The organism is Leptospiraceae bacterium, from assembly GCA_016708435.1.
Classification (GTDB): Bacteria; Spirochaetota; Leptospiria; order Leptospirales; family Leptospiraceae; genus UBA2033.
Genome location: JADJFV010000005.1, coordinates 85,278 through 97,501 on the forward strand (window position 1 = coordinate 85,278; position 12,224 = coordinate 97,501).

General features: G+C 37.3%; 12 protein-coding genes and 2 tRNA genes. 2 read left to right on the forward strand and 12 right to left on the reverse strand.

Annotated elements, in window-relative coordinates; genetic code table 11:
• Positions 1 to 24 precede the first annotated feature (24 nt).
• A complete protein-coding gene (locus IPH52_10390) occupies positions 25 to 522 on the reverse strand; it encodes an MCP four helix bundle domain-containing protein (protein MBK7055447.1) in 498 nt (165 codons plus the stop codon).
• A 294-nt stretch (positions 523 to 816) separates the two neighbouring features.
• Here IPH52_10390 and IPH52_10395 point away from each other — a divergent pair, with 294 nt between their 5' ends.
• A complete protein-coding gene (locus IPH52_10395) occupies positions 817 to 1,035 on the forward strand; it encodes a ferredoxin (protein ID MBK7055448.1) in 219 nt (72 codons plus the stop codon).
• A gap of 13 nt (positions 1,036 to 1,048) precedes the next feature.
• On the opposite strand, the gene IPH52_10400 is transcribed toward IPH52_10395, so the two are convergent.
• Together IPH52_10400 and IPH52_10405 are read right to left on the reverse strand one after the other, a co-directional pair.
• The gene (locus tag IPH52_10400) at positions 1,049 to 2,425 is read right to left on the reverse strand and encodes an alkaline phosphatase family protein (GenBank protein ID MBK7055449.1); all 1,377 of its coding nucleotides are present in this window, start codon (positions 2,423 to 2,425) and stop codon (positions 1,049 to 1,051) included.
• A 178-nt stretch (positions 2,426 to 2,603) separates the two neighbouring features.
• Complete coding sequence (locus IPH52_10405; GenBank protein MBK7055450.1) at positions 2,604 to 3,755, reverse strand: hypothetical protein; 1,152 nt, start codon at positions 3,753 to 3,755, stop codon at positions 2,604 to 2,606.
• Between the two features lie 121 nt (positions 3,756 to 3,876).
• On the opposite strand from IPH52_10405, the gene IPH52_10410 reads away from it, so the two are divergent.
• Positions 3,877 to 4,386 carry a hypothetical protein gene (locus tag IPH52_10410; protein MBK7055451.1) on the forward strand — a complete coding sequence of 170 codons (510 nt, stop codon included), beginning with the start codon at positions 3,877 to 3,879 and terminating at the stop codon, positions 4,384 to 4,386.
• Here the strand turns inward: IPH52_10410 and IPH52_10415 are convergent.
• From IPH52_10415 to IPH52_10455, 9 genes are all read right to left on the reverse strand, one after another.
• Positions 4,383 to 5,138: a hypothetical protein gene (locus IPH52_10415; protein MBK7055452.1), complete on the reverse strand. Its 756-nt coding sequence runs from the start codon at positions 5,136 to 5,138 to the stop codon at positions 4,383 to 4,385. The two genes, IPH52_10410 and IPH52_10415, sit on opposite strands and share 4 nt — an antisense overlap.
• A gap of 678 nt (positions 5,139 to 5,816) precedes the next feature.
• Positions 5,817 to 5,903: transfer RNA gene (locus tag IPH52_10420), tRNA-Leu, on the reverse strand.
• Between the two features lie 58 nt (positions 5,904 to 5,961).
• A tRNA-Cys gene (locus IPH52_10425) sits at positions 5,962 to 6,033 on the reverse strand.
• Between the two features lie 55 nt (positions 6,034 to 6,088).
• Positions 6,089 to 7,837 carry a Na+:solute symporter gene (locus tag IPH52_10430; GenBank protein MBK7055453.1) on the reverse strand — a complete coding sequence of 583 codons (1,749 nt, stop codon included), beginning with the start codon at positions 7,835 to 7,837 and terminating at the stop codon, positions 6,089 to 6,091.
• The gene (gene hisF, locus IPH52_10435; protein MBK7055454.1) at positions 7,834 to 8,601 is read right to left on the reverse strand and encodes an imidazole glycerol phosphate synthase subunit HisF; all 768 of its coding nucleotides are present in this window, start codon (positions 8,599 to 8,601) and stop codon (positions 7,834 to 7,836) included. The genes IPH52_10430 and hisF overlap by 4 nt, the downstream gene beginning before the upstream one ends.
• Positions 8,598 to 10,055, reverse strand: coding sequence for an Asp-tRNA(Asn)/Glu-tRNA(Gln) amidotransferase subunit GatA (gene gatA / locus IPH52_10440; GenBank protein MBK7055455.1), 1,458 nt, complete (start codon positions 10,053 to 10,055; stop codon positions 8,598 to 8,600). The genes hisF and gatA overlap by 4 nt, the downstream gene beginning before the upstream one ends.
• Positions 10,052 to 10,336 carry an Asp-tRNA(Asn)/Glu-tRNA(Gln) amidotransferase subunit GatC gene (gene gatC, locus IPH52_10445; protein MBK7055456.1) on the reverse strand — a complete coding sequence of 95 codons (285 nt, stop codon included), beginning with the start codon at positions 10,334 to 10,336 and terminating at the stop codon, positions 10,052 to 10,054. The genes gatA and gatC overlap by 4 nt, the downstream gene beginning before the upstream one ends.
• 70 nt (positions 10,337 to 10,406) lie before the next feature.
• A complete protein-coding gene (locus tag IPH52_10450) occupies positions 10,407 to 11,348 on the reverse strand; it encodes a hypothetical protein (GenBank protein MBK7055457.1) in 942 nt (313 codons plus the stop codon).
• A gap of 1 nt (position 11,349) precedes the next feature.
• The gene (locus IPH52_10455) at positions 11,350 to 12,159 is read right to left on the reverse strand and encodes a transporter substrate-binding domain-containing protein (GenBank protein ID MBK7055458.1); all 810 of its coding nucleotides are present in this window, start codon (positions 12,157 to 12,159) and stop codon (positions 11,350 to 11,352) included.
• Positions 12,160 to 12,224 lie beyond the last annotated feature (65 nt).

Sequence of the window (12,224 nt, forward strand, 5' to 3'; positions counted from 1 at the left end):
CCTGGTAAAATTTATCTCCTCTTCTTATTGCAAATTCACTAATTTTGTGGATATCGTTTTTAGATTTTCCAAATGCATGCCTTCTATTCCAGTTTTTCGCATTCGATCTATCGCTTCTTGATTCTTGCCTATTTGACTTAAGTGAATTGTTTCTTTTCGAATAGTCCTCCATTCTATCACGGAAGTTTTAGCATTGTCAATGTCAGTCCTCGGTCCGAGGAAGCGATCATACAAGGTATTAAATTCGATGTCTAACCTCTTTTCATATTCATCAATACTCTGAAGTATCAATATCCTTTCTTTTTCGTCTCTGGCTATCACAAAGTCCTTCATTTCAATGTGAATGGAAAGAGTGTCTTTTTTTATATTTGTTAAAGCACGGCGTACTGTTAAAGGGTGCTCATAGAGACCTTTTGTCTCTTCCCAAATACTATTTGCTTGGTAGTTTGCAATTATTCCTAAGAGAACTACTAGAAAAAGAATACTTCCTAGACCAATTCGCATTTGAGTTGTAAAATTCATTGGAATACCCTCAATCTAAAGAAGAATTTACGCTAATAATAAAATAATTATAATATACTAACCCGCGAAATATGCAAGTATAATTTAAGTGAAATTACTAGCAATAATAGAGTGATATTTATCATTGAATTCTAATTATTCTAAGTCATAAAATCAGCTTCCTCTGTTAAAATTTCGCTATATTCCAATTCTTAATTCAGCTTGGGAACAAAATTATTATGGGATTGACTACAAAGTTATATTCCTGTACTCTGCAATAAATTTATAAACTTCTTAGGAAAGGAGACAATTAGAATGGGAAGAATTGCTTATGTAAACAAGGACGATTGCACATCTTGTAACCAATGTGCGGATAACCTTCCGAAATATTTTCAAATGGATGACAACGATAACTCTGAAACTCATATCAATGGTGAGTTCATTAACAATGCTACTATACCAGAAGAAGATGTCAAAAAAGTTCAAAAGGAAATGGACGAGTGTCCAGGCGAATGTATTAAATGGAAAAAATAATTTCCGTCTAATCTTATTTATTTCTTGGAGTGCCTTTCTGGCACTTCAAACTCAACCAAGCACAAGCTGCATCAAACGTATCTCTTAGGTCTTCAATCTTTACGGGATTGGTTTTAGGATAGACAAGACCAATTGTTTTCATTTCTGAATCTGTCGGTAAAAACCCATGATTGTAATAACTCATCTCGCGGTATATTTCGTTTATACTCAGTGATTCTGAAAATGCCATATTGACTTTAGAATGTAAAATTCCTTTTGCAGATTTATTTAACCTAGTCTTTACTTGTTTTAATTCTTCCTCTGTGTCTAAAAGGGCAAATGGACATTCTGTGCTAATTCTATTTTTCAAATCTTCTATGTCTAAACTTGTGGATAATGCATCTTTCTCTTTATTCTCTACGAGTAGGGCAATTCCACCCAATGTCTTAAAGAAGTATTTCCATTTTGATTCTTTTGTATCAATTGCACCCATTGACATTAAAATCTTATTGGGAGCACATACACTTTTTACTTCTTTAAAGCCATGATCGGAAACCACAATCAAGCCAAGGTTTGGATTGTCATATAAATCAATTTTACGGATGAGCCTTCCGAGTAAAGAGTCGATTTTCTTTAACTTCTCTTCTGCGGCTAAGCTGTATATTCCTTTCTCATGGTGAATAGAGTCAAGATCGGTTGTATAGATAAGGAAAATGGCAGGCTTCTTTAATTCCCAGAGAGAAATTGCATTTTCTATTTTTTCTGTGTCGCCTGTCGTCTCTAGAACGCTAAGTCCTGTATCTTTTTTGAGTTCTCTGTAGAGATTCTTAGTTGATACAGCTTTGAGTAATTTTTCATCTTCGTCTGTCTTAGATCTCCAATACTGCGGGATATTATAGTCAATATCCGCTCCAACGGTAACAGGCCAGTAAAGAGAAGCAGTCTTTAATCCTTTATCGCGAGCAAAATCTAAAATGGTTTTTACTTGAATGTCTTCATCATACCACATCCAACCGGAGAGATATTTCTTAAAAGGATCAGTCGGTGAATTATAAATAATCCCATGCAGAATCGGATCCGTTCCGGTTAACATAGAAGTATGCGCAGGATAGGTAAGAGTAGGGTAGGTTGAGTCTACTGAATTAGAAAAATGAGATTTTGCAGCGAGCTTATTTAGATTAGGCGTTAGGTCTTTAAACTTAGAGTCTGAAGCATTGTAATACCCGGGAAATCCGTCTATGGAAAGAATGATTAACTTTCGATTTTGAAACAAAGTAGCAGATGCAATATCTCGCTCGATTAGATTGCATGAAAATAAAAAGAATACCACCGATGCACCGACTTGCACGAGCCTGTAGACACGGATGATATAGTGGATAAGGTTTGATAGCTTTTTTCGCAAATGAGTCAAACTAAAACAGATCCTAAACAATAGAGTTGTTGAAAATTAGAAGAACGGTGTCATGGTGAGGCTCTCGAATCCATGACTTTATTGAGTAAAGTCGCCCTTCGACAGGCTCAGGGTGACAATTTCTCAACAAGTTTAATATTGACCTTTTATCGGTATTCATCAGTGGTAATCTTAAAATTTAAAATTCAAAACGATAGCCGACATCCATTTGCCAGTCTTGATTATTTGTAATTGGATTTCTTCTTGCTATGGGGCTAAGCTGTATATTCCAACCAGTTGTTTTTTCATCATTAAATTTTCTTGGTGTTCTCTTTGCCCAGAAATATCCATAGATCGCTGAATGAATCAATTGCAATGCATAAATTCCTGCGGCAGCCGCAAGCACTTTATCGGCATTAGCCACTTGCTGATTGAAATCATCCTTAGATTGTAGATACTTATATAATTTGATTGGAGTGTTATAACTATTTTGATAATTCTTTAAGTCAGTGCTTAGACTTGCGGCAGTTGTGGCAGTTGTAGCCGTGCTTGCAGAAGCAGAAGCAAATGTTGAGAGTAAGAGTGGCTGGACGATTAAATCCGTAATCAACTTATCGTCTATCGACTTTTCTAGGCTATTAAGAGAGGCTTTATATCCAGCACCACCTAAAGATGTTACAATGAATAAAGAAGTATATACAGAGCCGAGTCCACTGTCTCTCCCATACGTTAGTCCCCATCCTGGGACTAATGCAGAGCGCCAAACAATCGACCACATGGATCGCGGCTTAGAGTAATAATCCTCAATGTCAGGATCAACATCTAGAAATTTCTCCAGGCGTCGAGTTCTCTTTCTTAGATCTTCAATATCACCTTCCATTCTTTCAATTTTTGCTTTTGCGTTTTCTCCGGTAAGGGATTTTAATTCAGATACTTCTGTTTCTAGTTTTTTAATTCGCTCTTCAAAGCTGAGGTTTAATAATTCCTGTTTTCTTTGTTCTTCTAATGCTTTGACAATTTCCTCTTCGAGTAGTCTTGCTTCTTCTCTAGCCTCTTCTTGTTCTTCGTCTTTTGTTTTAGTAGGTTTTTTGGCTGCCTTTTCTTGCTTCATCTTCTGCACTTCTTCTTTGGCAATCTTTTCTTCTAGTTCTGGAGTTTTCGCGTAAACGACTCTACGAATTTTACCTTTTGGAACTTTGAATTCTTTTCCTTTTAGCGTATAAGTAAGAGTATCCACATCTTGAGCCTTGAGGGTCATTTTAATAATAGTTCCATCTTTTAGAACTAACGTTTCAGAAAGCAGGAATTGAAACGGTAAATAGAATAGAATTACTGTGAGTAGTTTTTTCATGTTGTTCTCTTTAAATAAATAATTTCCAACGTGAGTTAATTTTTTTAATAAAAGCTAAATAGGCAAGAGAAAAATATTTATTCGAGTTGATAAATTTGATACAGGAGTAATGTATCAACCTATGAAAATTTTAATAAAAATAATATTTGTCCTAAGTATCCTCATGGTATGTGGTTCAGTCCTAGCAAAAGATAAGAAAAAGTCTGATTCACTGACTTACAAAGGTGCATGGTTTGAAATTGACTATCCTAAAAATTTTACAGTCAAACCTTCCATTCCTTCTTCGACTCCAGATTTATTTGATAGTGCTTTTTTTATTTCTCCCGATAAGAAAGTTACTTTTTATGTTTTCTCTCCTCAGTGGTCGGGGGATGCAACAGACATTAGCCTCAATAAGAATGCGGAAATAGAAAAAGACACAAGAACAGAAAGCAAGAATGGATTTAAGCACAAATGGTATACCTATGAAAGTAAAGATGGTTCTAAATTGCGTTCTTACCAAGAAACAACTAACGCAGAAGAGACAACTAAGCTAATCATAGGAATTGAATACACAGATAGAGAATCGTATAAAAAATACAAAGAGGAATATTTGAAATTCAAAAAGTCCATAAAGCAATTTGCAGATTAGTTAATTTTCTTTTTTATCTCGGAGGCAATTTCCGACCAAAGCTCTTTTGTGCTTTCATAGAGAATTGGTCGGCAATGCTTATTGACTCGAACATTCACTTTTCCTTTAAAGGTAGCCATTAGAACATCACCCATAAAGTTCGCAACGGAAAGGTCATCGTCCGGTAAATAAGTAGACGTTGACTTTGACTTTTCACTGGCAAATATGAGTTTACCGCTTTTATCATAAATCAAGACAGATAGAGTTACGATTAGTTTTGATTTATCCGATGGTGACGCTTCCTTTTCAAAGTGAAAGTCCTCTCGGGCTAATATTAATTGTTCGCTATTTGTTTCTGAAAGAATGTCAGGAATCAGATTTGCTTGCTTTATTTTTAATAATAAAGGACCGTTCCATAGCTTGGTGAGGTTTTCTTCTTCAATAGGTTCTAATTTAGAAATCGTTTTTGATTTTTGTAGAACAGATTCATCTTGAACTAATAAGCCTAGATTCTTTCCAATAGGAGTTTTGAATGCTTCCATAAAGGGCGCTGTATCTTCAACGGAGAGTTTGTAATATGTTTTTACATTATCAGAATCTTTTATAATTAGAACGTATTCTTTGTTAATGGAATAAGATAGCAATAGAGTCGGACTCTTTGCGCGAATAGTACCGGGCTCTACATTAGCCTTCTTATCATATTTGATGTAGGTCTCACCGCATGTAATGAAAGAAAAGATTATTAGGAAGAAAGAAATGTAAAATCGAAACATTGTTAATTTGTGAGATTTGTAAGGGTAGTTGTCAAATCAAAAATAGGATTGGCGGGGGTCGAAGCGGTCGAGGTAGAAATCACAGGATTTTCCCCCTTTCGCTATCGCTCAATGTCATTAAGTTAAGAAAAACCAAGAAAAATTTAACCACGAAGGGCACGAAGAACGCGAAGAAAAGACAGGATTTCTTCATAAACCCCTTCGTGAACTTCGTGCTCTTCGTGGTGAAAAATTCTTATCTTAATGACATTGTTCGCTATCGCTCACAAGCAGCCAAGCTATCCTGTGTGTCTACCAGTTCCAGAACTTAGGCAAGTATATATGTGAATTAGTAAATTATTGTTTGGGGAAATGTGTGGTACCTAGGGCGGGGGTCGAAGCGGTCGAGATGAAATCACAGGATTTCCCCCCCTTTCGCTATCGCTCACAAGCAGCCAAGCTATCCTGTGTGTCTACCAGTTCCAGAACTTAGGCAAGTATATATGTGAATTAGTAAATTATTGTTTGGGGAAATGTGTGGTACCTAGGGCGGGGGTCGAAGCGGTCGAGATGTAATCACAGGATTTCCCCCCCTTTCGCTATCGCTCACAAGCAGCCAAGCTATCCTGTGTGTCTACCAGTTCCAGAACTTAGGCAAGTATATATGTGAATTAGTAAATTATTGTTTGGAGAAATGTGTGGTACCTAGGGCGGGGGTCGAACCCGCACGAGATTGCTCTCACAGGATTTTAAGTCCTGGGTGTCTACCAGTTCCACCACCTAGGCAAGTCAAAAAATGTTCTCATTTCCTTTCCTCTTGTAAAGCCGCCTTAGCGTATTGCCAAGGCGTCGCCCGGATTCGAACCGGGGATCAAGCTTTTGCAGAGCCATGCCTTAGCCACTTGGCCACGACGCCAGAAATGCGAATATAGTTATGATTTTATTCTATCGCTAACTGTCAAATAAAATTGCTATTTTTCTACCTCATCTAAATTTCTTGGAAATAAATGGTAGGTCAGCACAATCGAAAATACTAGAAGGGAAACACTCATTACTAGCGAGTCGTAGTTTTCTAGGATTAGATTTCCGAGACTAAATAGCCCGCTGAATATAAGTATAATTCCTGTGACGCTAAGTAGAAGGGAATGAAGTAGGCTTAATTCATTTTGTCTTTGAATAAATCCATTTTCTTTAGCCCAAAGCCTCCAGAAGATGCCGGGAGGATTTACTCTTTCGTAGAAAATTACCAATTTATCCATATCAACCTTTGCTGTTAAAGTTGTCACAATTATAACTGTGAGAATTACACCGCCAACAGTAAATAAAACCGAATAGGGTGAAGCAAGTTTTATTAGAAAATGATTTATCGAATAAAAAAACACAGGCGCAATAAATCCAGTTAGCTCAGACCATGCATTGAGCCTTGGTATATACCAGCGCAAAATCAAGACTACCCCCACACCGGCTCCGCATTCCAATAGAAACTGCCATACTCCAGAAATAGTCTTAATAAAATAAAATGCAATTACAAGAGAAAGAACCATCATTAAAAGCTGAAAAACTTTGCTTACCGCTAAATGATGATTATCCGCTTTATCTTTTGCTAGATAAGGCTTGTATAAATCATTTACCAAATAAGAAGAGCCCCAATTTAGATGAGTTGCTATTGTAGATAGATACGCCGCCATAAAAACAGCAATCATGAGTCCGAGTAGTCCCTGCGGCAAACCACTCTTAGTCATTACCAGAACATAACCTTTCCCTTTGTCGTCGGGAAGTAAATCTGGAAATAAAATCACACTCGATAGAGCCACTAATATCCAGGGCCAGGGACGCACAAAGTAATGGGCAATCGTAAACCAGAGAGAAGCGAGTAGGGAAGACTTAACGTTCTTAGCCGCAAGAATTCTCTGGGCAATGTATCCGCCGCCTCCAGGCTCAGCACCCGGATACCAACTAGACCACCAAATCACTCCAATGAATAATAAAAAAGATTCAACGGAAAATTCTTTAGAACTGGGATTGCTGAAGTCAGGAATAAAATGAAAATAAGAAGCGGGTAGTTTTTCTTTTAGTCCAGCGATTCCACCTACTTCTGGAATAGATAGAATAAAGTAGGCGAGCACAATACAACCAAACATCGCAAAGAAGAATTGAAATGTATCAGCGATAGAAATTCCATGAAGTCCCATATAGACCGTATACAGAAAGGCAAATAAGAATAATCCGCTCACGATTAATTTGGCAGATACATCTGGAATTAAAACTTCTGCTACTTTTAACATCGCAAGGTTTACCCATGCAAGAATAATTACATTCATGATTAGCCCTAAGTAAATGGACTTAAAAATTCTAAGTATACTCGCTCCCATTCCGCTGTATCGTAGATTTACTAATTCAACGTCTGTTAATACGCCGGATTTTTTCCAGAGAGGGGCAAAGAAATAAACAGTTGCAATCGAGCTAATCGAGCCATACCACCAGAGCCAATTACCTGAGATTCCATACTTAGCTACGAGTTCCGTTACGGCTAATGGTGTATCAGCCGCAAAAGTAGTTGCTACCATGGCTGTTCCTGATACAAACCAGGAGAGTCTTCCGCTCGCTTGAAAATGTCCTTTTAGAGTAGCTTCCTTTTTGGAAAATAGAAATGGAATAAAAAGGGAAAAAAATAGAAATAAAAATATGACTAAGAAATCAATCCAACCAAATACGATCATAGCCTAACAGGAATTCCCATTTCTTTCATGCTTTGTTTTACTTCTAGGATAGACTGTTCTTTGAAATGAAAAATGGAAGCGGCTAATACTGCATCTGCTCCACCGCGTAAAATAGCTTCGACTAGATGCTCTGCATTTCCTGCACCACCACTTGCGATGATAGGAATTCGTAGGCTTGAAGTAATTAATTTTAGAAGTGGAATATCAAATCCATCTTTGGTTCCGTCTTTATCCATTGAGGTTAATAGTATTTCGCCGGCACCCATTGCTTCTGCTTCGCTTGCCCAATCTAAAACTTCTCTTCCGGTTTCTGTTCTTCCGCCGTGAAGAAATACTTCATGTCTTTTTCTTTCGGGGTGAAACCTTGCGTCTATCGCACATACGATACACTGAGAGCCGAATATCTCACTTGCGTCTTTTAGAAGTTTAGAGTTTTCAAAGGCAGCCGTATTGATAGAAACTTTATCGGCTCCTCTGACCAATACTTCTCGCACAGTGGCTACTGTGTTTATGCCGCCACCTACTGTAAATGGAATGAATATTTTACTCGCAACGGATTCTACTAAGTGAAATAGAATTTCTCTTTTATCACTCGATGCAGTAATATCTAAAAAGCAAAGTTCATCTGCTTTGTGATCTTCATACGAAATAGCACATTCTACCGGGTCACCTGCATCCCGCAAATCCACAAATTGAATTCCTTTCACCACTCTCCCGCCCTTTACATCCAGGCAGGGTATGACTCGTTTGGTGAGTTCACTCATTCTATGCTCTCCGGTAATTTCACTTTACATTCTTCTAAAGTTGCTATTTCGGAAACAAAGGAAAGTAATTTTCCTTCTTCAAATTTATTAGCTGTGATTTGAAGTCCTATCGGCAAACCATTCTTATCCACTCCGGCTGGAATACTGATAGCAGGAAGTCCGGCAAGGTTTACACTTGTAGTCAAAACATCTGCCTTATACATTTGAATCGGATCTTGTGTTTTTTCCCCAATTTTAAATGCAGTCGTTGGGGAAGTTGGTTGTAAGATAAAATCTACTTCTTTGAAATACTCCGCATAACTTCGCTTAATCATCACTCTCGCCTTTTGCGCTTGTCCGTAGTAGGCGTCGTAGTATCCGGAAGAAAGGGAAAATGTTCCGAGTAGAATTCTACGCTTTACTTCCTTTCCAAAGCCTTTGCTTCTTGAGTCGATATAAACGTCTTCTAATTTCTTTGGATCTTCCACTCTATACCCGTATCGAATTCCATCGAAGCGAGAAAGATTAGAAGAACATTCTGCAGTTGCTATGATATAATAAATTGGGATTGAATAAGAATGAATGCTAAAATCTAGCTCTTTAATCACTGCACCCTTAGAGCGCAAAACATCGATTATCTTGTGAAATTTATCTTTTACATCCGCATCCCATTCATTTCCTTCGTTTGCCATGATTCCAATTTTTAATTTGCTTAAATCTGTTTTGGATAAGTCGGAGCTAGAGAATGCTTTTTCCATGGAAGCTGTGCTATCATTTAAGTCAGAGCCGGATAATACGGATAATACGTCGGCTATTCCCTGCGGGTCATTGGAGAAGGGACCTATTTGATCTAGACTTGAGGCATATGCCACTAAGCCGTAACGGGATACTCTTCCGTAAGTTGGTTTGAGTCCGAATATTCCACATAAGGAAGCAGGTTGACGAATTGAGCCACCTGTGTCTGAGCCGAGTGCAATTGGAAGCATAGAGCCTGCAACAGCAGCAGCAGAGCCACCACTAGAGCCACCTGGGATTCTTGTTGTATCAAATGGATTTTTCGTAATTTGATAGGCTGAATTTTCAGTAGAGGAGCCCATTGCAAATTCGTCCATATTGAGTCCCGGAAAAAAGATAAATCCTTTTTCTCTAAGCTTTGCAATTACAGTCGCATCATAGGGAGATACAAAGTTCTCTAAAATTTTAGAGCCACAAGAAACTCTTTCGCCTTTGATACAGATATTATCTTTAATACCAATCGGGATTCCATCAAATTCAGAAAGTTGTTTTCCAGCTTGTCTGCGGCTATCTGAATTAGCCGCTGCTTCTAAAATTTGTTCTTTGTTTAAATATAAGAAAGCTTTTATCTTTGTATCGTTTTCTTCAATTCTCTTTAAGTAAGCTTTGCAGAGTTCGACGGATGTGATTTTTTTTTCGTTTAGTAGAGATTTTATTTCGGAGTATTTCTTAAAGATCATGTTTCGATTACCCTTGGGACTACAATGTATCCATTTTCAAATTTGGGAGCGATTCGAGAGATTTCATCTCGTGTCATCGAGTTGCCTAGAATATCAGGACGAACTCTATTTTCAGACCATTCGTAAATTTCTTCTTCTGTTACACCATTCGTGTCTAACTCTTTTACTTTGTCTACATACGCCATGATTTTATTAAAATCAGTAAGCATCCCTTCTAATTGGGATTCTTCGAATCGTAGTTTCGCTAAGTTCGCAATTGATTGAAGTTTATCTTTCTCCATACTCGGTTTCCTTGCTCCTTGTTGCCATACTCTTAGTCATTAAAAAGGAGGCAATCGGAAATAAGGAGAGTTATTCGAATATCTGGTCGATTCCATCCATACGGACATTTAGTCCTAGTTTTTTCATGGTAGTTTTGTTGACTGTAAGGAAAGTTCCGATGACGGGCGAAATTCCTACTTGAGAAGGCTTTTGGCGGTCTTCTAATATCTGTTGGGATTTGATGGCGAGTTGGGAGCCTATGGTAGAGTAATTAGGCGAAGTGCTAAAGAGAGCACCCGCTTTTACGAATTGCTCTGAATACACGATAAAACTTTTTTTATCCGCAATCGTGCTGTCTACAAGGAATAGAAAGCTTTCTTCTGAAATCACTTTTGGATCAGGAACCATCCAGAGAGCCTGGATGTATTTTTTCATGGTTTCATATTTAGACGGAACGTCATCGGGAGTATTCGTTTCTTGAATGGTGAGATTAATACTTACGTTAGAAAGTCTCTGCTTGTTTTCTTTTTGTGTTTGTAGAAAATCTCTACTTGTCATTACCCCGTAATTGTTAATTTCTCCGAAGTAGTTTTTGAAATTGTAAAAAACTGTTTCGGGAGGAATATTAAGGGAAACTCCTGCGATGTTTCCAAATTTTTCAGGTTGAAATTTTTGGTAATCTAAAACCATTGCAAATAGAATTGGGGTGTCTACTATTTTTCCTGCTACGCTTTCTAAGGATTTTGAGCCTATGCATAGAATTAAATCTGGTTTTAATTTTTTGATTTGAGCGGGTAATTGCTCTATGCCTTCGTAGTTTCCATCTAAATTTAATGAGAGAAATTGGTAGTCGTTTTTTCCTTCTTCCATGAATGAATTCTTGACTACTTCAAAACTGGAAATTTGCTCGGATACCAGGATAAATACTTTTTTCTTTCCGGGTTGAAATTTCATTCCATCTAATATGCGTGTCGGGGTTTGACAGGACAAAAGTAATAGGGAAAGCAAGCTTGATAGGAATACTATTTTCATATTAAGGCACCGACCCCAAAGTCTTTTTATTATCGGAAGTATCATCAAAATTCATCATTCTGATAAAGGCAGAGCCAATTGTATCAGCTTTTATTTTCTTAATAGTCTCTGTCAATTTTGCTAGTAATTCCTTATTCGTTGTAAATTTCGTAGAAACTCCAAGCGGAAGAAAGATGCTTTTGGTTGTAAAGATTGGACTTATGTTTTGCGAATCTGCTGGATCCAATTTCTTAAATGACTCTAAGCTATTTTCTGCAACAAGTGCAGCGTCCGCTTGTTTGAATTTTAACGCCATCAGTGCATCCATATCCTTCGGAACAGTAAGTATTTTCCAATTGCGCTCTCCACCGGTCAGCTCTTTTGTAATTTCTTTTGGTAACGCAGAGGCAACCACTTTCTTATCCAAATCTTCTAGTGTTTTTATTTCTGGGTTCATAGTAATTATTTTTTTATGATAAAAATAATTGTCCTTTGTTAGAAAGATAAAATAGGGCTTAAATCCTAGACTCCCTTTTTGTCTAGAATAATACAACGACTGAACAATCATGAACTGAGGTTTGAGACGATCTATCTCAGTATTCAAGATTTGTTCGCTTGCAATCACAAAAAAATTTATATCTGGTGAAATTGTTTGAAAATATTTATTTCCTTCTGACTGAAGACTTGTAATGTTACGCAAGTTTCCGTCTGGATCAAAGTAAATAATATTGAACTCCTCTGCATTCAGAGAAGTGAACAGTATTAAAACTAAAATAAGTATTTTGAACAGGCTTCTCAATAGATTTACTTTTGCTAAAGGTGATGGAATCAATAAAAAAGAAAGTAAATAGATATTGCAAGGAAAAAATCCTTGTCAGCATACCCTTGTATCTTCAA